Source organism: Microbacterium faecale (assembly GCF_014640975.1).
GTDB classification, from domain to species: Bacteria; Actinomycetota; Actinomycetes; order Actinomycetales; family Microbacteriaceae; genus Microbacterium; species Microbacterium faecale.
Genome location: NZ_BMHO01000001.1, coordinates 1017257 through 1042992 on the forward strand (window position 1 = coordinate 1017257; position 25736 = coordinate 1042992).

Here is a 25736-nt window from a genome sequence, read left to right on the forward strand (position 1 = left end):
TCCGTGCCTTCATATGGTGGTTGGCAGGAAACTCTCGTGGGATCCCCGCAGATTGCGGCGCGGGTCGATGCGAACGAGGCATATGGGCGCGCCTCACACCCTGTCGGCAAGGATTCTAGGGCCCTGAGTGGGTCCACGGAGGTTCATTCCCTTGGCTGCTTCGCGCAACGCATCCAACCCCACCACCAAGAACGGACGCGACGCTCGGCGTCTGTCGTTCGGAAAAGTCACTGACGCGCTGACGGTCCCAGACCTCCTCGCGCTGCAGAAGGACTCGTTCGACTGGCTCGTCGGCAACGACGACTGGAAGGCTCAGGTCGCTGACCGGAAGGCCAGCGGCCGTTCCGATGTCTCGGAGCACAGTGGTCTCGAGGAGATCTTCGAGGAGATCTCTCCAATCGAAGACCTCGGCGAGACAATGCAGCTGTCGTTCACGAACCCGTACCTCGAGCCCGAGAAGTACTCGATCGAAGAGTGCAAGGACCGCGGTAAGACGTTCGCGGCCCCGCTCTACGTCGAGGCCGAGTTCATGAACCACCAGACGGGTGAGATCAAGACCCAGACGGTGTTCATGGGCGACTTCCCGCTTCAGACGCGCGAGGGCACGTTCATCATCAACGGCACCGAGCGTGTCGTCGTGTCGCAGCTCGTCCGTTCGCCCGGTGTCTACTTCGACAAGACGCCCGACAAGACCTCCGACAAGGACGTCGTCTCGGCGCGCGTCATTCCGAGCCGCGGCGCATGGCTCGAGTTCGAGATCGACAAGCGCGACCAGGTCGGCGTCCGCATCGACCGCAAGCGCAAGCAGTCCGTCACGGTCTTCCTCAAGGCGCTCGGCATGACGAGCGAGCAGATCCTCGAGGAGTTCGAAGGCATCGTCTCGATCGAGGACACCCTCGCGAAGGACACCGTCCTCACCCAGGAAGACGCGCTGCGCGACATCTACCGCAAGCTGCGTCCGGGCGAGCAGGTTGCCGCTGAGGCCGCGCGCTCGCTGCTCGACAACTTCTACTTCAACTCGAAGCGCTATGACCTCGCGAAGGTCGGCCGCTTCAAGCTGAACCAGAAGCTCGGCCTCGACCGTCCGCTCACCGACACGGTGCTGACGATCGACGACATCGTGCAGACGATCAAGTACATGGTGCGCCTGCACCGCGGCGACGAGACGTTCGAGGGCGTCGGCAAGGGCGGCGAGATCGTCGACAAGCCGATCGTCGTCGACGACATCGACAACTTCGGCAACCGCCGCATCCGCGCCGTCGGCGAGCTCATCCAGAACCAGGTCCGCACGGGCCTGAGCCGGATGGAGCGCGTCGTGCGCGAGCGCATGACGACGCAGGACATCGAGGCGATCACGCCGCAGACCCTGATCAACGTGCGCCCCGTCGTGGCAGCGATCAAGGAGTTCTTCGGCACGAGCCAGCTGTCGCAGTTCATGGACCAGAACAACCCGCTCGCGGGCATCACCCACAAGCGCACGCTGTCGGCGCTCGGTCCGGGCGGTCTCTCGCGCGAGCGTGCGGGTGTCGAGGTCCGCGACGTTCACCCGTCGCACTACGGCCGCATGTGCCCGATCGAGACGCCGGAAGGCCCGAACATCGGCCTCATCGGCCGCCTCGCGACCTACGGCCGGATCAACACCTTCGGCTTCATCGAGACGCCCTACCGTCGCGTTGTCGACGGCAAGGTCAGCGATCAGATCGACTACCTGTCGGCCGCGGAAGAGGCGGCCTTCAACGTCGCCCCGGCCAACACGCGCCTGAACGACGACGGATCCTTCGTCGACGACCGCGTGCTGGCCCGCGAGCACGGCGACGAGGTCGACCTGATCCCCTCGGAGGACGTGCACTACATGGACGTCTCGCCGCGCCAGATGGTGTCGGTGGGTACTGCCCTGATTCCGTTCCTCGAGCACGACGACGCGAACCGCGCGCTCATGGGCGCAAACATGCAGCGTCAGGCGGTGCCGCTCCTCGAGCCCGAGGCGCCGATCGTCGGTACGGGCATGGAGCGCTTCGCCGCGATCGACTCGGGTGACTCCCTCATCGCAGACAAGCCCGGCGTCGTCACCGACGTGACCGCCGACTACGTCTCGCTGCAGCTCGACGAAGGTGGCACGCAGGAGCACTTCCTGCGCAAGTTCGACCGCTCGAACCAGGGCAACACCTACAACCAGCAGACCGCGGTGAAGACGGGCGACCGGATCGAGATCGGCGAGATCATCGCCGATGGTCCGTCGACCGACCACGGTGAGCTCGCGCTCGGGAAGAACCTCCTCGTCGGCTTCATGCCGTGGGAGGGGTACAACTTCGAGGACGCGATCATCCTCAACCAGCGACTCGTGAAGGACGACTCACTCACGTCGATCCACATCGAGGAGTATGAGATCGATGCGCGCGACACGAAGCTCGGCAAGGAAGAGATCACCCGTGACCTCCCGAACGTCAGCCCGGAGCTGCTGAAGGACCTCGACGAGCGCGGCGTCATCCGCATCGGTGCCGAGGTTCGCCCCGGCGACATCCTCGTCGGCAAGGTCACGCCGAAGGGCGAGACCGAGCTCAGCGCCGAGGAGCGACTGCTCCGCGCGATCTTCAACGAGAAGAGCCGCGAGGTGCGCGACACGTCGCTGAAGGTCCCGCACGGTGAGCAGGGAACCGTCATCGCGGTCAAGGAGTTCGACGCGGAAGAGGGTGACGACGAGCTCGGCTCGGGCGTCAACCGTCGCGTCGTGGTCTACATCGCTCAGAAGCGCAAGATCACGGAGGGCGACAAGCTCGCCGGCCGTCACGGCAACAAGGGCGTCATCGCCCGGATCCTGCCCGAGGAGGACATGCCCTTCCTCGAGGACGGCACGCCGCTCGACGTCATCCTCAACCCGATGGGTATCCCCGGCCGCATGAACTTCGGCCAGGTGCTCGAGCTGCACCTCGGCTGGATCGCGATGCAGGGCTGGAAGATCGAGGGCACGCCCGAGTGGGCGATGCACCTTCCGGAGGAGTTCCGCGATGTTCCGGCCGGCACCTCGGTGGCGACCCCCGTGTTCGACGGTGCCGAAGAGGAAGAGGTCCGCGGACTTCTCGACTCGACGCTGCCGGCGGAGAGCGGTGAGCGCCTCGTGGACGGCACGGGCAAGGCCCGCCTCATTGACGGACGCACCGGAGAGCCGTACCCGTACCCGATCGCGGTCGGATACATGTACATCCTGAAGCTGCACCACCTGGTCGACGACAAGATCCACGCGCGTTCGACCGGACCGTACTCGATGATCACCCAGCAGCCGCTCGGTGGTAAGGCGCAGTTCGGTGGTCAGCGCTTCGGCGAGATGGAGGTCTGGGCCCTCGAGGCCTATGGCGCCGCCTACGCCCTGCAGGAGCTGCTTACGGTCAAGTCCGACGACATTCTGGGCCGCGTCAAGGTCTACGAGTCGATCGTCAAGGGCGAGAACATCCCGGAGCCTGGCATCCCCGAGTCCTTCAAGGTGCTCATGAAGGAGATGCAGTCGCTCTGCCTGAACGTCGAGGTCCTGGGAGCGGGCGGCGAGCCCGTCAGCCTGAAGGACACCGACGACGAGGCCTTCCGCGCGGCGGAGGAGCTCGGTATCAACATCTCGTCGCGATTCGAGTCCGCCTCGATCGACGAGATTTGATCCGCCCGGCCGATTTCTAGATTTCCACACAGGAGAGTCAATTGCTCGACGCAACCACTTTCGATGAGCTTCGTATCGGTCTGGCCACCGCGGACGACATCCGTCGCTGGTCCTATGGCGAGGTCAAGAAGCCCGAGACGATCAACTACCGCACCCTGAAGCCCGAGAAGGACGGCCTGTTCGGAGAGCAGATCTTCGGACCGAGCCGCGACTGGGAGTGCGCGTGCGGTAAGTACAAGCGCGTGCGCTTCAAGGGCATCGTGTGCGAGCGCTGCGGTGTCGAGGTCACCAAGAGCTCCGTGCGCCGTGAGCGCATGGGCCACCTCGAGCTCGCTGCTCCCGTCACGCACATCTGGTACTTCAAGGGCGTTCCGTCGCGCCTCGGATACCTGCTCGACATGGCGCCGAAGGACCTCGAGAAGGTCATCTACTTCGCCGCCTACATGGTGATCTCGGTCGACGAGGACGCGCGCCACCGCGACCTGCCGACGCACGAGAACAACCTGCGCCTCGAGATCAAGGCGCTGTCCGACCGTCGTGACGCCCGCGTCGCCGACCGCCTCCAGAAGCTGGAGGAGGAGCTCGCCACCCTCGAAGAGGAAGGCGCGAAGGCCGACCAGAAGCGCAAGACGAAGGACGCCGCCGAGAAGGAGATGGCGACGATCCGCAAGCGTGCGGACGAGCAGGTCGCCAAGCTCGAGCGCATGTGGGAGGAGTTCCGCACGCTCGAGGTCGGTCAGCTCAAGCCGGAGGACGACGTCTTCCAGGAGCTGCAGGACCGCTTCGGCCAGTACTTCGACGCCCGCATGGGCGCCGAGTCGCTGCAGGTGCGTCTCGCGGAGTTCGACCTGGCCGGCGAGGCCGAGTCGCTGCGTACGCAGATCGCCGAGGGCAAGGGCCAGCGCAAGATCCGCGCGATCAAGCGCCTCAAGGTCGTCAACTCGTTCCTCACGACGGGCATGAGCCCGGCCGCGATGGTCCTCGACGTCGTTCCCGTGATCCCGCCGGAGCTGCGCCCGATGGTGCAGCTCGACGGTGGCCGCTTCGCGACGAGCGACCTGAACGACCTCTACCGCCGCGTGATCAACCGCAACAACCGTCTGCGTCGCCTCATCGACCTCGGGGCTCCCGAGATCATCGTGAACAACGAGAAGCGCATGCTGCAGGAGGCCGTCGACGCACTGTTCGACAACGGCCGCCGCGGTCGCCCCGTCACGGGCACCGGCAACCGTGCGCTGAAGTCGCTGAGTGACATGCTCAAGGGCAAGCAGGGACGTTTCCGTCAGAACCTGCTCGGCAAGCGTGTCGACTACTCGGGCCGTTCGGTCATCGTGGTCGGCCCGCAGCTGAAGCTGCACCAGTGCGGTCTGCCCAAGCAGATGGCGCTGGAGCTGTTCAAGCCGTTCGTCATCAAGCGCCTGATCGACCTCGGTCACTCGCAGAACATCAAGGCCGCCAAGCGCGCCGTGGAGCGCGCACGTCCCGAGGTCTGGGACGTGCTCGACGAGGCGATCCGCGAGCGTCCGGTTCTGCTGAACCGTGCGCCGACGCTGCACCGTCTCGGTATCCAGGCGTTCGAGCCGCAGCTCGTCGAGGGCAAGGCGATCCAGCTGCACCCGCTCGTCTGCGCGGCGTTCAACGCCGACTTCGACGGCGACCAGATGGCCGTGCACCTTCCCCTGTCGGTGGAGGCGCAGGCCGAGGCTCGCGTGCTGATGCTCGCGTCGAACAACATCCTCAAGCCGTCGGACGGCCGCCCGGTGACCCTGCCTTCGCAGGACATGATCATCGGTCTGCACCACCTGACGACGGTGCTCGAGGATGTCGAGGGCGAGGGTCGCGTGTTCGGCTCCGTCGAAGAGGCGCAGATGGCGTTCGAGGAAGGCACGCTGCACCTCCAGGCGCGTGCGCGCATCTTCCAGCCGGGCCTCGCGTTCCTCGAGGGCGACTCTCCGGAGGGCTACGACACGCACGGTCTCGTCGACGCCTCGCTCGGTCAGATGATCTTCAACGGTCAGCTGCCGAAGGGCTACCCGTTCGTGCGTGAGCAGGCCGACAAGGGCAAGCTCTCGCAGATCGTGAACAAGCTCGCGGAGGAGTACCCGAAGACGGTCACCGCCGAGACGCTCGACAACATCAAGGACGCCGGTTACTACTGGGCCACGCGTTCCGGTGTGACGGTCGCGGTCAGTGACATCATCACGCCCGAGCGCAAGCCGGAGATCATCGCGGAGTACGAGAAGAAGGTCGCGAAGATCACCGCCCAGTACGAGAAGGGCCTCACGACTGACGACGAGCGTCGTCAGGAGCTCACCGCGCTCTGGACGGAGGCGACCGATGTTCTCCAGAAGGAGATGAAGGAGTCCTTCCCGGAGGACAACCCGATCTACCGCATGGTGTCGTCGGGTGCGCGAGGCAACTGGCTGCAGATCCGGAACATCGCTGCGATCCGTGGTCTCGTGAACAACCCGAAGGGCGAGATCATCCCCCGCCCGATCCTGTCGTCGTTCCGTGAGGGCCTCACGGTCGCCGAGTACTTCATCGCCACCCACGGTGCGCGTAAGGGTCTCGCCGACACGGCTCTGCGTACCGCCGACTCGGGTTACCTCACGCGTCGTCTCGTCGACGTCTCGCAGGATGTCATCATCCGCGAGGACGACTGTGGCACGTCGAAGGGCCTCGCTTACCCGATTGCGGAGAAGCGCGAGGACGGCACGCTCGTCAAGGACAGCAACGTCGAGAATTCGGTGTTCGCCCGCAGCCTTGCGGTCGACGTCGTGGCGGAAGACGGCACTGTCATCGCGGAGCCCGGCCAGGACATCGGTGACCCGATGATCGACAAGCTCGTCGCCGCTGGCGTCACCGAGATCAAGGTGCGCTCCGTGCTCACCTGTGACTCGGCCGTCGGTGTCTGCGCCCGTTGCTACGGCCGCTCGCTCGCGACCGGCAACCTCGTCGACATCGGCGAGGCGGTTGGCATCATCGCCGCTCAGTCGATCGGTGAGCCCGGCACGCAGCTGACGATGCGTACGTTCCACACCGGTGGTTCGGCATCGGCGGACGACATCACGCAGGGTCTGCCCCGCGTGCAGGAGCTCTTCGAGGCGCGTACCCCCAAGGGCGCGTCGCCGATCTCCGAGTCGGCCGGTCGCGTCACGATCGAGGAGAGCGAGAAGGGGAAGAAGGTCATCGTCACTCCCGACAACGGAGACGAGCCCCACATCTACCCCGTGCTGAAGCGCGCGACGCTCCTCGTCGAGGACGGCGAGCACGTCGAGGTCGGACAGGCCCTTCAGGTCGGCACGCTCGACCCGAAGGAGATCATGCGTGTGCAGGGCGCTCGCGAGGTGCAGAAGTACCTCGTCGACGGCGTGCAGGACGTGTACCGCTCGCAGGGTGTGCCGATTCACGACAAGCACATCGAGGTCATCGTGCGGCAGATGCTGCGCAAGGTCACCGTGGTTGACCACGGCGAGACCGACCTGCTGCCGGGTGAGATGGTCGACATGCGCCACTACCAGGGTGTCAACCGCGCGGCCGTCGGCGAGGGCAAGCGTCCCGCCTCGGGCCGTCCGGAGCTGATGGGTATCACGAAGGCGTCGCTCGCGACGGAGTCGTGGCTGTCGGCTGCATCGTTCCAGGAGACGACCCGCGTCCTCACGGAGGCGGCGCTCCAGGGCAAGCGCGACCCGCTGATCGGTCTCAAGGAGAACGTCATCATCGGAAAGCTCATCCCGGCCGGTACGGGCCTTGCCAAGTACCGCGACGTCGAGGTGGAAGCGACCGAAGAGGCGAAGAGCGAGCGGTACCCGAACCGCATCTTCGCGTCGGACGGCGCGCTCGATGACGGCGAGTACAGCTACGTCGACTTCGACGCGTTCTCGACGGACGACTTCACGCCCGGTACGTACAACTGATTGAGGCGAGAGCCAAGCGAGCTTGCTCGATTGGCCGAACCAATTGAGGTTGTCGAGCGACAAAGTCGCGAACACAACTGATTGAGCCTCGGAGCCCCGTGACCACCGGTCACGGGGCTCCGTCGCGTTCGTCCCGCATCACGAAACTCGGAGATCTCACGTATCTCGGGCGGATCCGCGCGAAACGCCCGCATTTCGTGAGATCTCCGAGATACGTGACGCGCGCTCGCGTGAAGCGAGGACGCAGGGCCGGTGTCATAGCCTGGCCGCATGGCGATCGGTGGGCGCAGCAAGGTGGCGACGGCGGTCGGCGCGATCCTGATCCTCGCCGTCGTGGGGCTGCTCGTGTGGGCGGCCTGGCCGTTCTGGCCGATCGTGGGGGAGTGGATCTCCGACCTTTTCTTCGGTTTCTTCGACTGGCTGCGCTCACTCACGGCTGGGTAGCCGACAACCTCACGACTGGATAGCCGATGATCGCCGCGCGTGGCGCACGCGCCAGCGTCTCTGCGCGCGTTATCCTGCGGCGGAGGGGAGAGACCCCGCGACCGTGAGGAGTGCCTGCGATGACTGACGCAGAGGGCCCGAAGAACGACGGCGATGAGCAGGCCGACCGCACCGCTCCCGCCTCCGCCGACGCGCCTGCCGCAGAGCAGGCGCCGACCGATGGATCCGTGAACGACGCGGCCGAGGTTGCGAACGGAACCGAGGACGAGCCGCTGTACGAAGCCGCCGCCGAATCCGCGCACGCGACGGAGGAGCCCGGATCCGCGGATGACGTGGCGCCGAGCGACGCCGCGCCGTACGACGCCCCGGGCGCCGAGCCCGAGCTGACGCGGAGCGGACCGGAGCCGCAGACGACGGAGTTCAGCGCCGAGGGCGCTTCCGGTGTGGATGCCGCGGACAGCTCCGTGAGCGCCGACCGTCGCGGCGAGGTCACCGCGCCCGAGACGACCGACGAGGAGCCCGACTACGAGGCCCTCGCGGCCGAGCTCGACCGGCTCGAGGCCGACACGGCCGCCGCCGCGCCCGTCGCTCCTGGCGCGCGCGAGCCCGAGCCGACGAACGAAACCGCGGATCCCTGGTTCGAGCCGGCGACGTCGCAGACGTTCTCCGCTTCCGAGCCGCAACACCAGCAGCCCGCCACGCTGGACGCGCCGGACGCGACGCCCCACGCGACGTCGACCCCGCCGCCCGCCGCCGCACCCGGTCCGATCTTCGTGCAGGCACCCGAGCCGCCGCGTAAGCGCGGCAACCGTGGCGCCGCCGGCCTCATCGGTCTCCTGGCAGCTGTCGTGTTCGCGCTGCTGTTCGCCGTTGTGAACTTCGCCTGGGAGGCGTTCCTCGGCTGGGGCACCGCGGCCGTCGGCGAGGGCACCACCGACCCCGCGACGTTCGTGACCGACGTGCTGCTGACGCCGCCGTTCTGGTTCACCGTCGTGGCGTTCTGGCTGTCGTTCTGGCTGCTCGGCGTGTTCGTGAACCGTGCGCGCTGGTGGTCGTGGGTCGTGCTCGGCATCATCGTCGCGCTGCTGACCTACGTTGGCGCGATCGTGGGCCACTTCCTCGAGGCGCCGTTCTGGAACCTCACCTCGGACGAGGGCGTCACGCTGCTCGGCAACCTCGTCTTCTCCCCGCTGGTGCTGCTCGCGTTCATCATCGCTCGCGAGGTCACCATCTGGTTCGGCTCGTGGGTGTCGCGTCGCGGAGCGCGCGTCACCAAGCTGAACGAAGAGGAGCGTGCGGAGTACGACAAGGTCATGTCCGAGGGGCCGAAGGGTCCCGAGCGCGCCTGACGGCGCTGACCGGTGACGAGGGCGAGGATCTGCGGATCTTCGCCCTCATCGCGTCCGGGGCGAGACAATGAAGGCATGACCAGTCGGGAACAGCTGCCGGATGCCGTGCTCACGTCGCTCGCGAGCATCGGCTACCTGGCGCTGCTCGTGGCGGGCCTCGGCTTCGCGAGCCTGTTGACCGACTCTGACGTGATCGAGACGCAGGGCGTCGGGCTGATCCCCGCCTACGTCGCGGCGGCCGTGGCGCTCGTGACGTTCGCGCTGCTCGTGCGCAGCACCGTCGCGCGTGATCGGCCGAGCTACGTGTCCGTCGTCCCCATCGCGATCGGGGCGGCTCTCGCACATCTCGCCACGCTCGCGCTGACGGCGGTCATCGACTCCGGCGACATCGGCGTCGCAATCGGCGTGGTCGGCGAAGTGCTCATCGGATGGGTGACGCCCGTCATCGCGCTCACCGCCGCGATGGCGGCTTGGGCGGCGGTCGCGATGCGCCGTACGCGCGCCGACCGTCCACGCTGGCCGTGGGAGGACGAGGAGTAGCGGCGGTTCGGCGTGCAGCCCCGTTCTCGCGACGGCTCGAACTGTGAAGCAGGCCCTACGCGCCGAAGTCGCGTGGGTCGAACGGCGCGTCGAGCGAGCTGGTGAGCTCCTTGAGCATCGCGTCGATCTGCGGATCCACGTACTCGCTCACTGCGGCGCGCACGCGCTGGCGGTGCGTCTCGAGGAGCCGACACACCTCGCGTCCGACGTCGTTCGCGAATGCGTCGGCGAGGTGCACCTCGCGTCGCAGCGACTGCTTCGCCTCCTCCGAGAGCGGCGGCAGGGGAGGGGTCTCCTGAGCGGCCTCGGCCTCGAAGTCGGCGATCGTGAAGAGGAAGGGCGCGCCGGGCTCGGGCTCGGGATCCAGCGGGAGGCCGTCGAACTCGGGCCCGAGATCCTCGCGCGGCCGGTAACTGCGCGCGTTGTTGCGCGCCGCCTGCTGATCGAGCTCCGACTGCAGCAGCGGCAGGTTGTTGGCTGTGTACGTCGCGACACGCTGGTCGACGATCGTCTTGATGCGCGTCGAGAGGCCGTGCTGCACGCCGTGCGGCGTGTCGGTGTCGATTCCCGCGGCGGTGAGCACCGGGGATCCGAAGCAGCGCGAGCACGGGGAGCGGCGCCCGCGGTGCGTGGCCGGCTCCCAGCGGGGCAGCCAACGCAGCCAGGCATCGACGGCCTGGCTCACCCGGGTCTCCAGTGAGCGCTCCATACACTCAGGGTAGTGACACGCAGGCGTTTGCGGGCGGCGTGTCGCACGCGTATGATGGGTCAGTCTGCGTACATGCGTTTTCGCGTGCGCGCGAACACATAAGGGTTCAGGCCTGCGAACAGGTCCACCCCCACGGCATACCCATCGCAGTACATGTGAGCGTTCGTTCGCATGGGTGGGTCCGACGTGAAACATCACGCACTGCTGTCACCGTGCAGCATTTGAATCAAGGAGAGACGTGCCAACTATTCAGCAGTTGGTTCGCAAGGGCCGCCAGACGAGGAAGAAGACCTCGAACTCGCCGGCTCTGAAGGCGAACCCGCAGCAGGCCGGCGTGTGCACCCGTGTGTACACCACCACCCCGAAGAAGCCGAACTCGGCGATGCGCAAGGTCGCTCGTGTGAAGCTCCGCAACGGCACCGAGGTGACGGCCTACATCCCCGGCGAGGGACACAACCTGCAGGAGCACTCGCTGGTGCTCGTGCGCGGCGGTCGTGTCAAGGACCTCCCGGGTGTGCGTTACCGCATCGTCCGTGGCGCGCTCGACACGCAGGCCGTCAAGAACCGCAAGCAGGCGCGCAGCGTCTACGGCGCAAAGAAGGGTTGAGTTAGATGCCTCGTAAGGGTCCCGCACCCAAGCGCCCCGTCGTCAACGACCCGGTATACGGCGCCCCCGTTGTCACGCAGCTCGTGAACAAGATCCTCGTCCACGGCAAGAAGGCACTCGCCGAGAACATCGTCTACGGTGCACTCGCCGGTGTCGACGCCAAGTCGGACGGCGACGCGGTCGCCACGCTCAAGAAGGCGCTCGACAACGTGCGTCCCACGCTTGAGGTTCGCAGCCGCCGCGTCGGTGGGTCGACGTACCAGGTTCCGGTCGAGGTCAAGCCTCACCGTGCCAACACGCTCGCCCTCCGCTGGCTCGTGAGCTACGCGAAGGGTCGTCGCGAGAAGACGATGACCGAGCGTCTCATGAACGAGATCCTCGACGCTTCCAACGGCCTGGGTGCCGCGGTGAAGCGCCGCGAGGACACGCACAAGATGGCGGAGTCCAACCGAGCCTTCGCGCACTACCGCTGGTAATCACCACAGCGCCAGACGTCGGCTCCGGATCCGTCCCCGGGGCGATCCGGAGCCGACGTTCCTGTTTCATCTGATCTCTCACGTAAGGACATCGAAGTGGCACAAGACGTGCTCACCGACCTCAAGAAGGTCCGCAACATTGGCATCATGGCGCACATCGATGCCGGTAAGACCACGACTACCGAGCGCATCCTGTACTACACGGGCGTCAACCACAAGATCGGTGAGACGCACGACGGTGGCGCGACGACGGACTGGATGGAGCAGGAGCAGGAGCGTGGCATCACGATCACGTCCGCTGCTGTGACGTGCTTCTGGGACAACAACCAGGTCAACATCATCGACACCCCCGGCCACGTCGACTTCACGGTCGAGGTCGAGCGCTCGCTTCGCGTGCTCGACGGCGCCGTTGCCGTCTTCGACGGCAAGGAGGGCGTGGAGCCCCAGTCGGAGACGGTGTGGCGTCAGGCCGACAAGTACAACGTCCCGCGCGTCTGCTTCGTCAACAAGATGGACAAGCTCGGTGCGGACTTCTACTTCACCGTTCAGACGATCATCGACCGCCTGAAGGCGACCCCGATCGTCATGCAGCTGCCCATCGGCGCTGAGAGCGACTTCACCGGCGTCGTCGACCTGCTCAGCATGAAGGCCTTCGTGTGGCCGGGCGATGCTAAGGGCAACGTCGAAATCGGCGCCATGTACGAGACGCAGGAGATTCCCGCGGACCTCCAGGCCAAGGCTGAGGAGTACCGCGAGAAGCTCGTCGAGGCGGCCGCTGAGGCCGATGACGAGCTGCTCGAGAAGTTCTTCGGTGGCGAAGAGCTCACGATCGACGAGATCAAGTCGGGTATCCGCAAGCGCACGATCGCGGGCGACGCGTTCCCCGTGTTCTGTGGTTCGGCATTCAAGAACCGCGGAGTGCAGCCGATCCTCGACGCTGTCGTCGACTTCCTCCCGTCGCCGGTCGACGTGCCCGCCATCGAGGCGCACGACCCGAAGGACGAGTCGAAGATCATCGAGCGTCACGCCGACGCCGACGAGCCGTTCGCGGCGCTGTCGTTCAAGGTCGTCTCGCACCCGTTCTTCGGTCGCCTGACCTACATCCGCGTCTACTCGGGTTACCTCGAGTCCGGTGCGCAGATCGTCAACTCGACCAAGGGCCGCAAGGAGCGCATCGGGAAGATCTTCCAGATGCACGCCAACAAGGAGCAGCCGGTCGAGTCGGTCACCGCTGGCCACATCTACGCGGTCATCGGCCTCAAGGACACGACGACGGGCGACACGCTCAGCGACGCGGCCGCACCGGTCGTGCTCGAGTCGATGACGTTCCCGGAGCCCGTGATCGAGGTCGCCATCGAGCCGAAGACGAAGGCTGACCAGGAGAAGCTCGGTCTCGCCATTCAGAAGCTCGCCGAAGAGGACCCGACGTTCCGCGTCGAGAACAACCCGGAGACCGGTCAGACGATCGTCAAGGGCATGGGTGAGCTGCACCTCGACATCCTCGTGGACCGCATGAAGCGCGAGTTCAAGGTCGAGGCGAACGTCGGCAAGCCGCAGGTGGCGTACCGCGAGACGATCCGCAAGGCCGTTGAGCGTCACGACTACACGCACAAGAAGCAGACGGGTGGATCGGGTCAGTTCGCGAAGATCCAGTTCCGTCTCGACCCGCTCGAGGTCGAGGGCGACAAAGTGTACGAGTTCGAGAACAAGGTCACTGGTGGCCGCGTTCCGCGCGAGTACATCCCCTCGGTCGACCAGGGCTTCCAGGACGCGATGAACGTCGGCGTGCTCGCCGGCTACCCGCTCGTGGGCGTCAAGGCGACGCTCGTCGACGGTGCCGCGCACGACGTCGACTCCTCGGAGATGGCGTTCAAGATCGCCGGTTCGATGGGCTTCAAGGAGGCCATCCAGAAGGCGAGCCCCGCGCTGCTCGAGCCGCTCATGGGCGTCGAGGTCCGTACGCCCGAGGAGTACATGGGCGACGTCATCGGCGACCTGAACTCGCGTCGCGGTCAGGTGCAGTCGATGGAGGACGCCGCGGGCGTCAAGGTCATCAAGGCCCTGGTTCCGCTCTCGAGCATGTTCGGTTACATTGGCGACCTGCGTTCGCGTACGTCCGGCCGCGCTGTCTACTCCATGGAGTTCGACAGCTACGCCGAGGTGCCGAAGGCGGTTGCCGACGAGATCATCCAGAAGGGCAAGGGCGAGTAACACTCGCCTCCCCGACGGCTCTGGGGTGGGGTCGGCGTCAGGTCGGCCCCATCCACAACGCACAACTTCACACAGACTCGTCTCTATTAGACTGAAATAAACCCCGGAGGATCCGGTCGCATCCAGCGCCCGGTGCCCTCCACGAACGTCCTGAGGAGGACCCAGTGGCTAAGGCCAAGTTCGAGCGCAGCAAGCCGCACGTCAACATCGGAACCATCGGTCACGTTGACCACGGCAAGACCACGCTTACCGCCGCCATCTCGAAGGTGCTGGCCGACAAGTACCCGTCGGACGTCAACGTCCAGCGTGACTACGGCTCGATCGACTCGGCTCCGGAGGAGCGCGACCGCGGTATCACGATCAACGTTTCGCACGTCGAGTACGAGACGCCCGCGCGTCACTACGCGCACGTTGACGCCCCTGGTCACGCTGACTACGTCAAGAACATGATCACCGGTGCCGCCCAGATGGACGGCGCGATCCTCGTGGTCGCGGCGACCGACGGCCCGATGGCTCAGACGCGTGAGCACGTCCTGCTCGCCAAGCAGGTCGGCGTTCCCTACCTGCTCGTCGCGCTCAACAAGTGCGACATGGTCGACGACGAGGAGATCCTGGAGCTCGTCGAGCTCGAGGTGCGCGAGCTGCTCTCCTCGCAGGGCTTCGACGGCGACAACGCTCCCGTCGTGCAGGTGTCCGGTTACCAGGCACTCCAGGGCGACGAGAAGTGGACGCAGGCGATCGTCGACCTCATGCAGGCCGTCGACGACTCCGTTCCGGAGCCCGTCCGTGACCGCGACAAGCCGTTCCTGATGCCGATCGAGGACGTCTTCACGATCACCGGTCGTGGCACGGTCGTCACGGGTCGCGCCGAGCGCGGCACCCTCGCGATCAACTCCGACGTCGAGATCGTCGGCATCCGCGACACCCAGAAGACCACGGTCACGGGTATCGAGATGTTCCACAAGCAGCTCGACGAGGCCTGGGCCGGCGAGAACTGTGGCCTCCTGCTTCGCGGTCTGAAGCGTGAGGACGTCGAGCGCGGCCAGGTCGTCGTCAAGCCCGGTTCGGTGACCCCTCACACGAACTTCGAGGGCACGGCCTACATCCTCTCGAAGGAAGAGGGCGGCCGTCACAACCCGTTCTACACGAACTACCGTCCGCAGTTCTACTTCCGTACGACGGACGTCACGGGCGTCATCTCGCTGCCCGAGGGCACCGAGATGGTCATGCCGGGTGACACCACGGACATGACGGTCGAGCTGATCCAGCCGATCGCCATGGAAGACGGTCTCGGCTTCGCGATCCGTGAGGGTGGCCGCACGGTCGGCGCCGGCACGGTGACGAACGTCATCAAGTAAGACCCTTCCGGTCCTGCTGAGAAGCGGGCGGATCCTTCGGGATCCGCCCGCTTTCTCGTTGCACGAGCGGATCCGCGCGGCCGGCGCGGGTGCGCTTACTCGTCGGAGGCGCTGACGAGCGCGTCGAAGAAGCGCAGTACCGCCGCGCGGTCCGCGGGCGACAGCTGCGAGACGGCCTCGAAGCGCCGCGCGTGGCTGCGGCCCACCGTGGCGCGCGCCGATCTGAGCGTCTCGGGCGTCACGTCGATGGCCGTGCTGCGGCGGTCGTCGGGGTGTGCGCGGCGGCGGATATGCCCGCCGGACTCCAGTCGGTCCATGAGCTTCGTCGTGGCGGCGGGGGAGATAGCGAGGTGCGCGGCGATCGCCCCCGGGGTCGCGACGACGCCCTGGCGCTGCGCGGCGATGAGGTAACGCAGCGCCCGCATGTCGGTGTCACCGAGACGCATGTAACGCCGGGAGCGCTCGCTCATGGCCCGTTCCACGCCGCGCCACGCGCTCATCGCTTCGAGCACAGCCACGGTCTCCGCCACGTCGTCGTCCGACAGATGCGAACGGGTGACGAGCTCCTCCGCGGGGTCGAGTAGGCGGGGGTCGATCAACGACGCCAGATCGCTCACGCGACGCTCCTCCTGCCCGTCCATCCTCCGATTCTACGCCTCCGAAAAAATTCATCTGAGCATACGGTTAACCGAGCGTAGTAGGCAGGGTTTGCGCCGTGGCCGGAGCCGCGGTTGAGGCGGAGAGTAAGCGCTTCGTGACCGTGTTCTCAGCTTCATGCTGACGTCGAGCGTCTAACCTGCCCCATATGACGTACGCAGACGACGACCGCAAGCCGCGCCGTAGCCGCCTGCGCGTCGGCCTCGCGACGGTGCTCTTCATCTTCTATCTCGGGTTCGTGATGTGGGTGACGATGACCCCGAGCCTCGACGGCGTCGGCGTCGATACCGTCGCCGATCGAGTGCTGAGCGTCCTCCATCGCATCGGCGTGCCCGAGAGCTTCGGCTACATGGAGCTCGAGTTCGCGGCGAACATCGGCATGTTCATCCCGCTCGGCTTCTTGCTCGGCCTGGCGCTTCCCGGGTGGGGCTGGTGGCTCGCACTCATCCTGTTGCCCGCGTACTCGATCGGCATCGAGTGGTTCCAGAGCGAGTTCCTTGGCGATCGTGTCGGAGATGTGCGCGACATCATCTCCAACTCCCTCGGCGCCTGGATCGGCACGCTCATCGCGGCGACGCTGCGCGCGATGGTGCACGCCCGCGACGCAAAGGTGCTCGCCCGCGCCAAGTGGGAAGAGGAACGCGCTCGCCGTACGCAGCGTGCGTCGCGGGATCCGAACCGCACCGCCGTGCTCGAGGAGCTCGGCGTCCCCGTTGACCGTACGCCGACGGCCCCCACCCGCCAGATCCCGTTCTGACGCGGCACTCCCGGCCCCACACGCTGAGGGTCGCCAGAGTTTGCAGCTTCGGGGCATCCCGAGCTGCAAACTCTGGCGACCCTCACGTGGGGATCCACAGGGGCTCACCGTCAGGGTGGTCGGTGTGTTGACGTGAGGCTCCTGTGGTGGGCGCCTGCGCGTGAGTGCGCGCGCTCCCGTCCGCGTTCGACTGTCGGATCACACACCCATAGTGGGGAGACGACACTCGATTATTGGACTACACATGACCGGATATTCGGAGTACAATAATGGCGAAGCTCACAAATGACGGATCGTCCTCGCACGCTCCGCCTATAAACATGGATACGACCGGTTCGACGCTCTCGCGGCGATAAGACGCACGCGATTGGCCGCCGATCCGTTCGAGGATTCGCGGGTCTCGTCGCAGCCGGATCCAGCCGGTTGGATTGGCCCCGCGATCAACGGAACCGAGATCGAGGTCTTCGCCGAAGTTGACCATGGCGCCCGAGAGATCTGGATCTTTCACATGATGGAGGCTCGTGCGCACGTCATCCGTCGGATCCAGAAGGCCGAGAAATCGGAGAGGCAGTGAGGAAGCACCATGGGCGACGCATCTGAAACCTACGACGAGCGCGCTGCGCGTTACGAACGCGGAGACATCGACGTTTCTCCTCACGCGAAGATCTACAGCGGAGAGGATGCTTCCCGTCGTGGACGTCAACTGATCGAAATGGTGCTCGATGAGGACGAGCTCGCCGAGCTGGAGACGGCGATCCGACGCGGGCGGCCCAGTGTCGGCGCGGTTGGCCCGCGAGGCGAGTCGCCCAAGCGCCAGGTCCGACTTCCGGTGGACCTCGACCGCGCACTCACCGAGCGTGCCGAAAAGGAGCAGCGCAACCGGAGCGACGTGATCCGCGACGCGCTCTCCAGTTACCTGCGCGCTTCGTAGCGCGCTGCTGTACCTGCGCGGGCTCGGCTGAGCGCGTCAGGCGGTGGGTCGCCAAAGAATGCGGCTTTCGCGCGTGCGCGGCCGCATTCTTTGGCGACCCACCGAAGAGGGGCGCCGATACCTACTCGGCGCCGCAGGCGTCGACGGTGCCCGTGGTGGCGTTCACCATCGGCGTCGACCACAGTGCGGCGGGGCCGAACTCACCGTCGCCCGAGAACGTCGCGTTGACGCTCGCCAGCTCGGTGGGCGCGAGGTAGGTCCAGAAGAACGCGACCGGACGGCCGAGGTCGTCGATGTCCTCGTTCTTCACCTCGACTTCGCGTCCCTCGAAGCTGACCTCGTCGAGCGTCGTGCCGGGAGGCCCGTACACGTACACGGCGGTGCGGAAGCGCTGCGAGCCCCACCCAGGGGTCCCGCTCTTGACGTAGTCGGGCAGAACGTCGGCTGAGGCCTGGTCGATATCGAGGTGCAGCGTCGTCGCGACGTCGAACGTGCTGCCCCCGTCGGAGCACGTCTGCGTCACGTCGATGTTCGACTTCATGTAGTAGTCGATCTTCGACGCCGACTCGTCACGGAAGTAGACGCCGACCGTGCTGGTCTCCTCGTTGTCGGTCGGCAGGATCCCCGACACGCGCTCGTCGGCGATGAACTGCTGCGTCTCGTCGTCGAAGCTGTGGAAGAGCACGGATCCCTGGTCGATACCGCGGCTCATCGAGCTCGCCATGGTGAGCATGTCGAAGTCGGCGGTCGCGATCTTGTCGAACACCTGCGCCGCCACGCTCGCGAAGAACGCATCGGCCACCTCGGGCTCGTACCTGCTGTACGCGTCGCTCAGTAGCATCTGCACGGCGTTCCCGCTCGACATCGTGTCGCCGGTCTCCTCGATGTGGATCGGGCCGGTGGCCTCGAGGATGTAGCCGAGGGCGATCGGATCGATCGCGACGACGCCGTCGATCTGCTGATCCCCGATGTCGCGGTTCCAGAACGCGCGCGTCAGCTCCGCCATGGTCGGGAAGTCCGGCCGCGAGGGCGTCGTGTTGACGTGCGTGCGCAGGTAGTCGGTGTAGAGGTCGATGGCGCTCTCGTCGACCTCGACGTCGACCGCCTGCCCCTCCACGAAGTCGCCACTCGACGCCTGCGCCGTGATCTCGAGGTTCCCCGAGTCGACGCTGATGAGCGTCTGCGAGGCCGCGGATCCGGCCAGGCCGACCGACTCGGCGTTGTTCATGAACACGAGCAGGTAGTTCTTCGGCTCCTCGGCACCAAGCAGCCCGGGCGCGACGCCGATCGCGGGCTCCGCCATCTGCAGCACGCCGTTGACGAGGTCGACGCCGCTGCGCACGGGGGCGATGAGGGATCCGGAGTCGGCGACGCCCTCGACGGCGCCGGCGAGCGAGGTGATGTCGGGCTGCACGTCCGACAGGATCGGCAGCAGCCGCTCGAGCACCGGATCCTCGCTGTTGGAGTTCATCTCCGCGAGCGCGGGCACGGCGAGATCGTTCGTTGCGACGTCGAGCGTCTCGGATGCGAGGCGCACGCCCTTGAGGTTCGGGCCAGCCCACGGGATGAACTCGGCGATGCGCCAGACCGGATCCCACTTCACGCTCGCGGCGGATCCCGCGTACTCGCCCAGCACGGGCAGCGAGGCCTCCATGCTGTCGGGTTCCTGCTGCACGTGCGAGACGATGCGTTGCGCGGCCTCGAGGTCACCCTTCACCATGAGCGCGCGGATCCCCAGCCACGCGGCGCAGACGAGCAGCACGATGACGGCGATGATGATCGTGCGCTTGGTGTGGCGTTTCGTCCAGCGTCGGCCGGAGTCGTCGTCCGAGGCGCTCGTGTCGCTCACGGAACCGTCCCCCGAACCGTCATCGGATCCGTCGCTCGCGCTGGCCATCGCGACGGGCGTTCCCATCGGCGGCGTCGCCGCGTCACTCGCGCCCGCGGCACCCGCACCGCCTGTGGCACTCGCGGCGCCAGTACCCGCTTCGGCACCAGCACCAGGTGCGGTCTCGTCGAACGCCCTGTTCTCCTGCTGCGGCAGCATCGTCGTCGCGGCCTCGTCCGGGGAGCCATCGTCGTCGCGCAGGTGCGGCAGCGCCGTCGTGGGCGCGTCGTCCTTCACGTCGTGGGCGGCTTCGGCCTGGTCGAGACGCTCCCGCAGTTCGCGGAGCTCGCGCCGACTCAGTCCGGCGAAGGGGTCGTTCTCGTCTGCCACGTCTCTACTTTTCCTTGATGAACACCGGGGAGCTGCCCACCGTCACAGTGACCTTGCCGTCCTTCGGCTTGACCGTCTTCGTGGATCCCCACATCGTCGTCACCTCGACTGGGCCCGACACCGAGAACGTCGCGTCGCGCTCGCCCTCGAGGGTCCACGCGGTGCGGACCTTGTCATCATTCTTGCCGAAGACGGCGGTCTTGACACCATCCCCGGCATCAACGCGATCCGGGTTGCCGCGGCCGCCGAGCTCGTTGATGAGCAGCGCCTGCGTGAAGGCGGCGGGCTTCGGGGGCAGGGCCTGGATCCCGTCGCGTCGCTGCTCGAAGATGCCGAAGTTGCCCTCGTGCTGGTTTCCGTCGGTGCTGTCGTTGACGAGGTCGTACCAGAAGTACTTCTCGACGCCGTAGCTGAAGGCTGTGAGCTCGGCACGCACGAGGCGCTCGGCCTGGTTCGCGTACGACACCTGCTGGCCCAGCTCGGCGCCGGTGGTCCAGCCGAATTCGGTGATCCAGATCGGCACCGTCGTGCCGGTGATGTCCTTCATGTCGCTGTTCGCTTCGCGCACCACCGTCGACAGGCTCTCCGGGGTGTCGTAGATCCACTTGTTGTACGGGTGGAAGCTCATCGCGTCGGAGTTCTCGATGACGCCCGTCGGCCAGAGGCCGCGGAACCAGTCGCCGTCGTAGTTCGCCGTGGATCCGGAGACGATCGGGATGTCGGGGTCGACCTCTTCGACGTACTTCTCGGTCGCCTTCACGAGCGGCGGGTAGCACTCGGGGGCGGATCCGCAGGAGCCGGTCTGGAACCGGTCGTGGTTGAACTCGTTGAACACCTCGAGGCCGGCGACGTCGAAGTTCTTCGCGATCGCCGCCGCGTAGCGACCGAAGGCGTCAACCGCCTCGGGGGAGGCGGGGGTGTTGCCGCCGTCGTACAGCGGGTTGCCGTAGTTGACGATGCCGAGCAGGTCGATGCCGTGCGACGAGAACTTGCCGAACTCGTTCACGTAGTGGTCCGAGAAGCTGTACTGTCCGGGCGACGTCTCGTTCTGGTCCCACAGCACGTCGTTGCGGGCGAGGCCGAACCCGACCGCGCGGATCGCGTCGGCCGAGTCGAAGTACCAGCTCTGATCGGCGTGGGTGGCGACGCCGAAGCGGTCGTCGGGCGTGATGTGCGTGCCCGTGTAGTCGACCACGCCGAACGGCGTCGAGATCTGGCGGCCGTCGGAGTCGGTGACGGAGAACGTGTAGTAGCCCTGCGTGACGTCGTCGAGGCCGATCCGGGCGATGCCGTTCTTGACCTCCTCCGTGCCCTCGGCGACGGCGTCGCCGTCGGAGGTCGTCACCGACCACTGCGCGTCGCCGTCGGGCAGTGCAACGCCCATCGCGGCGCCGGTCTCACGCAGGATGAGCGAGTCGTTGAGGATGCCCCACTCGCCCGAGACGTTCTCGAACGACGCGTTCGGAACGATGTTGTCGCCGCCCGAGGCGGGCGTCATCGTCACATCGTCGATGCCGAGCGCTGACACGGCGTCCTGCACACGGATCTCGATCGTCGCCGTGTCCTCGCCGTCCGGTGCCGTGAACTCTCCGGTGATCTCGCTCCAGTCGCCGTTGACCTCGCCGAACGGGATCTTCGTGTCGCCGATGCGGATCGTGGCGGCCGCCTTCTCGAGTTCGCGCGTGCCCGCGCGCACCTGCGCTGAGATCTCGTACGTCTCGCCCGGCTCGACCGAGACCTCGGTGCTGAGCGCCGTCGTCGCTTCCTTCACGCGCGGTGCGTCGATGTACGCCGCCATGCGGCCGGACGCCGCGTCGCCGATCTGCGGCATGATGTCGGCGATCTTCTTCGAATCGGCGCCGGACCAGCCGTCGATCATCGCGTGCAGCGCGGTCGATGTCGGGATCTCCGCGGGCTCCGGCTTCTCAGGAGTCGGCGTCGGTGTGGGAGTGGGCGTCGGAGTCGGTGTGGGAGTCGGCGTGGTCGCGACCGGCTGCGGTTCGTCGCCCGCGAAGAGCGCGGCGTAGGCGATCCCGCCGCCGCCGAGCAGCACCACGAGGGCACCGGCGATGATGAAGATCAGGTTTCGGTTGCGCTTGGTCAGAGCCACGAGTCGACATTTCCTCCCGGAGACGAACGAGGTTCATCATCGCACGCGACCCCTGACAAACCGTCCATTGCCGGCCCCATCGGCCACATTCCGCAACACGTCCGCGACGGCTCCAATTATGAGACACGCCCTAGGATGATTCCCATGCCGCACGCCGTGACCATCGACGCCATCGTGCCGGTGTACGGCGGGTGGGAGCACGTCGAGGAGTGCCTGACCGCGCTGACCCGACAGACGCACCCCGTGAACGTCATCGTGGTCGATGACTGCGGGCCGGATGACACCGCCGATCGCGTTGTCGCGACCTTCCCCGAGCTCACGCTGCTGCGCAACGAGACCAACCGAGGGTTCGCCGCGACCTGCAACCGGGGCATCCGGCACGGATCCGCCGACGTCGTCGTGCTCGTCAACAGTGACGTGATCGCCGAGCCGACACTCATGGCCGACATCGCCGAGGCCTTCGCCATGGCGCCCGCCGACGTCGCGAGCGTGTGCCCGCTGCTGACGACGCCCGACGGATCCATCGATTCGCAGGGCATCACCGCGGATCCGACGTGCGCGGGCTTCGTGCGCTATCACGGCGCGGATCCGTCGCGACAGGACCCGCGGGATCCGCTCGTGCTCGGCCCCTACGGTGCCGTCGCGGCGTATCGCCGCCGCGCGCTGGACGAGGTGGGGCTGCTCGACGAGGGGATCTTCATGTACGGCGAGGAGCTCGACCTCGCCCTTCGGCTGCGCGCGGGCGGCTACGACACGCGTGCGCTCGCCGTGCCCGGCGGCGTGCACATCGGCGGCGCCTCGGCGGGCGACGGATCCCCGAAACAGGTGCGCCTGGCGGGCTTCGGGCGCGGCTACCTGCTGCGCGCGTGGGGTGTTCTCGGCACGCGTCACGCGGCGATGGCGCTCGCGATCGAGGCGCTCGTCTGCGTGCGACGCCTCGTGCTGCAGCGCGATCCCTCGGCGCTGGTCGGGCGGATCCAGGGATGGCGCGCCGCGAAGGGCGTCGAGCGTCCGCAGATCCCCCTGGAGGGCATCGACCGCACGATCGGCATGCTGCAGTCCATTCGCATGCGCTCGGCGGGATACTGGCGGGCGTGATGGCCGTGCGATCGACACGCGCCCGGGCGAGGTGACATGTCTCTCACTCGCCGTCTGCTGAGCTTCTCGACGATCCCGGCGTTCTCGGCGCTGATTCCGTTCCTCATCCTGCCGGTGATCGCGTACGCGGCCGGCGACGCCTCGTGGGTCGCGATCGGGGTGGGGCAGTCGATCGGCGGGTTCCTCGCGCTCGCCGTTGCCCTCGGCCTGAACGTGCAGGGCCCGACGCTCGTCGCGCTCGCCCCGGCCGCCGACCGTGCCGCTCTGTTCGCCCGCGGTACGCGCGCGCGGCTCGTGCTCGTCGCGCCGGCGATCGTCGTCGGATCCGTACTCGCCTGGCTGCTCGCCCCCGAGGGCGCACGCCTCGAGTCGCTGCTCATGGCGATCGCGATCACACTCGGCGGGCTGACCTCGAGCTGGTATCTCATCGGGCTCGGCACGCCGCTGCCGCTGATCGGGTTCGAACTCCTGCCGCGCGCCCTCGCGACCGCGGCGGGCGCAGCGCTGGTCGTGACCGGCGGCGACGGTCTCGTGTGGGCGTATCCGACGCTGCTCATCGTGGCGATCGTGGGCGGCATCGGAGCCTACGTCCTGCGCACCGTGACGCCGCGCGACCTCGTGACCGGATGGCGTGACTCGCTGCGCTTCGCCCGTCGGCAGCTGTCGGCCGCCGGTACCGAGGTCGTCAGCGGCGCCTACACCGCGCTCGCCGTCTCGATCGTGACGCTCGGCACCACCACGGCGCAGACGGGCGTCTACATCTCCGGCGACAAGCTGTGGCGCATGGGGCAGACCGTCGTCGGGGCCCAGGGCAACGCTCTGCAGGGGTGGGTCGTCGAGGACGACCGGGCGCACTTCGGCCATCGCGTCCGGCGCGCGCTGCTGCTGCACGCCGTGCTCGGCCTGGTCGGTTTCGCGGCGTTCGCGCTGCTCGGACCGTGGCTGACGGGGCTGCTGTTCGAAGACCACGTCATCGACCGGCCCACCGCGATCCTCTTCGGCATCGCCACCTTCTGCCTGTCGATGTCGACCGCGACCGGGCGGCACGTGCTGATCGCGTGGGGCCTGCCGCGCGCCGTGTTCGCCAGCGTCGTCGTGGGCGCCGTCGTCGGCGTGCCCGCCTCGCTGCTGCTCGCCGGCCAACTCGGGGCGCTCGGTGGCGCGATCGGGCTCGCCGCCGCCGAGGGGTGCGTGCTGTTGGTGCAGGTCGCGATGATTCTCATTCGCCGCAGACGCACGTGACTGCGCAGATTCATATGCAAGATGCGTCAAAGTGGAGGGGACGGAGGGAAGCGCATGCGGACACTCGTGGTGGTGCTCAACTGGAATGGCGTGGACGACACCCTCTCCTGCCTCGACGCGCTCGACCGTCAGACGCACGATGACTTCGACGCGCTCGTCATCGACAACGGATCCGTCGGCGACGACGTCGCCCGCCTGCGCGAGCGGGTGGAGCCAGCTGGCCTTGCCTCGCGTCTCGGGGATGGCGCCGCCATCAGGCGCGACGCTGGCCTTGCCGAGCATCTCGAAATTCGCCGAGAAGGCGGCGATACGGCCGGATCCTCGAGACCGCCGCGCAATTCCGAGACGCTCGGCGAACGCGCCGCGAGGGTCACCCTGCACGAGGAGCCCGAGAACCTGGGGTTCGCGGGCGGCGTCAACGTGGGGATCCGCCGCGCGATGGCCGAGGGCTACGACGCTGTCGCGCTGCTCAACAACGATGCCGTGCCCGACCCTGACTGGCTCGCCAAGCTCGACGAGGCCCTCGAGCGCACGGGTGCCATGGTCGCGACCGGCCTCATGTTGCGCGCGAGCGAGGATCCGAACCTCGATGGCACGATCGACACCGCCGGCGACGCAATCAGTACGTGGGGGATGCCTTTCCCGCGCTCCCGCGGCGACGCCCCCTACGCGATGCCCGCCGGCGGACCCGTGTTCTCGGCGTCGGGCGGAGCGTCACTGTTCCGCACAGATCTCTTCCGCGACATCGGCCTATTCGACGAGAAGTTCTTCGCCTACTTCGAGGACGTCGACATCGGATTCCGCGCGCGACTGGCCGGACACGCGATCGTCTACGACCCCGAGGCCGTCGTGCGCCACAAGATCGGCGCGACGAGCGGGCGGATCCCCGGCTTCACCGTGCGCCAGAACTTCCAGAACCTGCCGCTGCTGCTCGTGAAGAACGTGCCGGTCGGGCTGCGGCGCATGATCGTGCCGCGATTCGTGATCCTGTTCACGATGATGCTCGCGAAGGCGACGCTCACCGGATCCGCGAAGCCTGCCTGGTTGGGCCTCATCGGTGGGCTTCGTCTCGCCCGCGGTCACGGCTTGCGCGAGCGGGCACGGATCCAGTCGGCTCGCCGCGCGCACCCGAGCGACATCGACGCGATGCTCACGCACGACCTGCCGCCGGCCCAGAGTGGCATGCGCAAGGTGCGCCGCGCCCTCCGCGGCCGCTGACGCGCGGGCGGCGCGGAGCGGCCCCGCCGGAGGGGAATCATTCGGCGAGTGGCTCGAAATTCGCCGAGTGGCTCGAATTAAAGTGCGATTCGGCTAGATCTCGCCAGATTCTCCGCCCCTCGGCAAGGACGCGACGTGTGCCGGACGAGCGGGGCGGTGAAGACGAGCGTCGGGCGCTCGTCACGACCATCTGACGCGGTGGTGAAACGGCGAGCTAGCGGAGTGAGACTGCGAGCGACAGGCGGCGA

Annotated in this window: 19 protein-coding genes; 14 read left to right on the plus strand and 5 right to left on the minus strand. The window is 67.0% G+C overall.

What is annotated here, in order from left to right:
• Positions 1 to 151: 151 nt before the first annotated feature.
• From rpoB to IEW87_RS04655, 5 genes are all read left to right on the plus strand, one after another.
• Positions 152 to 3646, plus strand: coding sequence for a DNA-directed RNA polymerase subunit beta (gene rpoB / locus IEW87_RS04635; RefSeq protein ID WP_188711111.1), 3495 nt, complete (start codon positions 152 to 154; stop codon positions 3644 to 3646).
• A 41-nt stretch (positions 3647 to 3687) separates the two neighbouring features.
• Complete coding sequence (locus tag IEW87_RS04640) at positions 3688 to 7563, plus strand: DNA-directed RNA polymerase subunit beta' (protein WP_188711112.1); 3876 nt, start codon at positions 3688 to 3690, stop codon at positions 7561 to 7563.
• A gap of 270 nt (positions 7564 to 7833) precedes the next feature.
• Positions 7834 to 8007 (plus strand): hypothetical protein, encoded by a 174-nt coding sequence (locus IEW87_RS04645; protein ID WP_188711113.1) that lies wholly within the window; start codon positions 7834 to 7836, stop codon positions 8005 to 8007.
• 119 nt (positions 8008 to 8126) lie between these two features.
• Positions 8127 to 9356, plus strand: coding sequence for a hypothetical protein (locus IEW87_RS04650; RefSeq protein ID WP_188711114.1), 1230 nt, complete (start codon positions 8127 to 8129; stop codon positions 9354 to 9356).
• 75 nt (positions 9357 to 9431) lie between these two features.
• The gene (locus IEW87_RS04655) at positions 9432 to 9896 is read left to right on the plus strand and encodes a DUF6121 family protein (protein WP_188711115.1); all 465 of its coding nucleotides are present in this window, start codon (positions 9432 to 9434) and stop codon (positions 9894 to 9896) included.
• 55 nt (positions 9897 to 9951) lie between these two features.
• On the opposite strand, the gene IEW87_RS04660 is transcribed toward IEW87_RS04655, so the two are convergent.
• Positions 9952 to 10605: a spermidine/putrescine ABC transporter substrate-binding protein gene (locus IEW87_RS04660; RefSeq protein ID WP_188711116.1), complete on the minus strand. Its 654-nt coding sequence runs from the start codon at positions 10603 to 10605 to the stop codon at positions 9952 to 9954.
• Between the two features lie 238 nt (positions 10606 to 10843).
• Here IEW87_RS04660 and rpsL point away from each other — a divergent pair, with 238 nt between their 5' ends.
• The 4 genes from rpsL (at position 10844) to tuf (ending at position 15257) form a co-directional block, all read left to right on the plus strand.
• Complete coding sequence (rpsL, locus tag IEW87_RS04665; RefSeq protein WP_188711117.1) at positions 10844 to 11212, plus strand: 30S ribosomal protein S12; 369 nt, start codon at positions 10844 to 10846, stop codon at positions 11210 to 11212.
• A 5-nt stretch (positions 11213 to 11217) separates the two neighbouring features.
• Positions 11218 to 11688, plus strand: a complete 471-nt coding sequence (rpsG, locus tag IEW87_RS04670) for a 30S ribosomal protein S7 (protein WP_188711118.1) — start codon at positions 11218 to 11220, stop codon at positions 11686 to 11688.
• Between the two features lie 96 nt (positions 11689 to 11784).
• Positions 11785 to 13899, plus strand: coding sequence for an elongation factor G (gene fusA / locus IEW87_RS04675; protein ID WP_188711119.1), 2115 nt, complete (start codon positions 11785 to 11787; stop codon positions 13897 to 13899).
• 164 nt (positions 13900 to 14063) lie between these two features.
• Positions 14064 to 15257, plus strand: coding sequence for an elongation factor Tu (gene tuf, locus IEW87_RS04680; RefSeq protein WP_188711120.1), 1194 nt, complete (start codon positions 14064 to 14066; stop codon positions 15255 to 15257).
• Between the two features lie 95 nt (positions 15258 to 15352).
• Here the strand turns inward: tuf and IEW87_RS04685 are convergent, their stop codons facing one another.
• Entirely contained in the window at positions 15353 to 15898 is a 546-nt protein-coding gene (locus IEW87_RS04685) for a MarR family winged helix-turn-helix transcriptional regulator (RefSeq protein ID WP_229730953.1), read from the minus strand.
• A 164-nt stretch (positions 15899 to 16062) separates the two neighbouring features.
• Here IEW87_RS04685 and IEW87_RS04690 point away from each other — a divergent pair, with 164 nt between their 5' ends.
• On the plus strand, positions 16063 to 16671 hold the full coding sequence (locus IEW87_RS04690) for a VanZ family protein (protein ID WP_188711121.1): 609 nt from the start codon (positions 16063 to 16065) through the stop codon (positions 16669 to 16671).
• A gap of 238 nt (positions 16672 to 16909) precedes the next feature.
• Here the strand turns inward: IEW87_RS04690 and IEW87_RS04695 are convergent, their stop codons facing one another.
• Positions 16910 to 17179, minus strand: coding sequence for a hypothetical protein (locus tag IEW87_RS04695; protein WP_188711122.1), 270 nt, complete (start codon positions 17177 to 17179; stop codon positions 16910 to 16912).
• 75 nt (positions 17180 to 17254) lie between these two features.
• Here IEW87_RS04695 and IEW87_RS04700 point away from each other — a divergent pair, with 75 nt between their 5' ends.
• Positions 17255 to 17602: a ribbon-helix-helix domain-containing protein gene (locus IEW87_RS04700; RefSeq protein WP_188711123.1), complete on the plus strand. Its 348-nt coding sequence runs from the start codon at positions 17255 to 17257 to the stop codon at positions 17600 to 17602.
• 121 nt (positions 17603 to 17723) lie between these two features.
• On the opposite strand, the gene IEW87_RS04705 is transcribed toward IEW87_RS04700, so the two are convergent.
• Positions 17724 to 19820 (minus strand): DUF4012 domain-containing protein, encoded by a 2097-nt coding sequence (locus IEW87_RS04705; RefSeq protein WP_188711124.1) that lies wholly within the window; start codon positions 19818 to 19820, stop codon positions 17724 to 17726.
• Between the two features lie 4 nt (positions 19821 to 19824).
• Positions 19825 to 21930, minus strand: a complete 2106-nt coding sequence (locus IEW87_RS04710) for a carbohydrate binding domain-containing protein (RefSeq protein WP_188711125.1) — start codon at positions 21928 to 21930, stop codon at positions 19825 to 19827.
• Positions 21931 to 22074: 144 nt separating this feature from the next.
• Between IEW87_RS04710 and IEW87_RS04715 the strand changes: the two genes are divergently transcribed.
• Genes IEW87_RS04715 through IEW87_RS04725 form a run of 3 tightly spaced genes read left to right on the plus strand, consistent with a single transcriptional unit; the run spans position 22075 to position 25488 of the window.
• On the plus strand, positions 22075 to 23028 hold the full coding sequence (locus tag IEW87_RS04715; protein WP_188711126.1) for a glycosyltransferase family 2 protein: 954 nt from the start codon (positions 22075 to 22077) through the stop codon (positions 23026 to 23028).
• Between the two features lie 36 nt (positions 23029 to 23064).
• A complete protein-coding gene (locus IEW87_RS04720) occupies positions 23065 to 24270 on the plus strand; it encodes a polysaccharide biosynthesis protein (protein WP_188711127.1) in 1206 nt (401 codons plus the stop codon).
• Between the two features lie 54 nt (positions 24271 to 24324).
• Positions 24325 to 25488, plus strand: coding sequence for a glycosyltransferase family 2 protein (locus tag IEW87_RS04725; RefSeq protein WP_188711128.1), 1164 nt, complete (start codon positions 24325 to 24327; stop codon positions 25486 to 25488).
• The last annotated feature ends 248 nt before the right edge of the window (positions 25489 to 25736 follow it).

What these genes read in the sequence shown, in the direction of transcription:
- IEW87_RS04645 (WP_188711113.1), top strand. Translation starts at nt 7,834, where the DNA reads ATGGCGATCGGTGGGCGCAGCAAGGTGGCGACGGCGGTCGGCGCGATC.
- rpsG (WP_188711118.1), top strand. Translation starts at nt 11,218, where the DNA reads ATGCCTCGTAAGGGTCCCGCACCCAAGCGCCCCGTCGTCAACGACCCG.
- IEW87_RS04685 (WP_229730953.1), bottom strand. Translation starts at nt 15,898, where the DNA reads ATGGACGGGCAGGAGGAGCGTCGCGTGAGCGATCTGGCGTCGTTGATC.
- IEW87_RS04715 (WP_188711126.1), top strand. Translation starts at nt 22,075, where the DNA reads ATGCCGCACGCCGTGACCATCGACGCCATCGTGCCGGTGTACGGCGGG.
- IEW87_RS04650 (WP_188711114.1), top strand. Translation starts at nt 8,127, where the DNA reads ATGACTGACGCAGAGGGCCCGAAGAACGACGGCGATGAGCAGGCCGAC.
- IEW87_RS04725 (WP_188711128.1), top strand. Translation starts at nt 24,325, where the DNA reads ATGCGGACACTCGTGGTGGTGCTCAACTGGAATGGCGTGGACGACACC.
- IEW87_RS04690 (WP_188711121.1), top strand. Translation starts at nt 16,063, where the DNA reads ATGACGTACGCAGACGACGACCGCAAGCCGCGCCGTAGCCGCCTGCGC.
- IEW87_RS04720 (WP_188711127.1), top strand. Translation starts at nt 23,065, where the DNA reads ATGTCTCTCACTCGCCGTCTGCTGAGCTTCTCGACGATCCCGGCGTTC.
- IEW87_RS04655 (WP_188711115.1), top strand. Translation starts at nt 9,432, where the DNA reads ATGACCAGTCGGGAACAGCTGCCGGATGCCGTGCTCACGTCGCTCGCG.
- IEW87_RS04700 (WP_188711123.1), top strand. Translation starts at nt 17,255, where the DNA reads ATGGGCGACGCATCTGAAACCTACGACGAGCGCGCTGCGCGTTACGAA.
- IEW87_RS04660 (WP_188711116.1), bottom strand. Translation starts at nt 10,605, where the DNA reads ATGGAGCGCTCACTGGAGACCCGGGTGAGCCAGGCCGTCGATGCCTGG.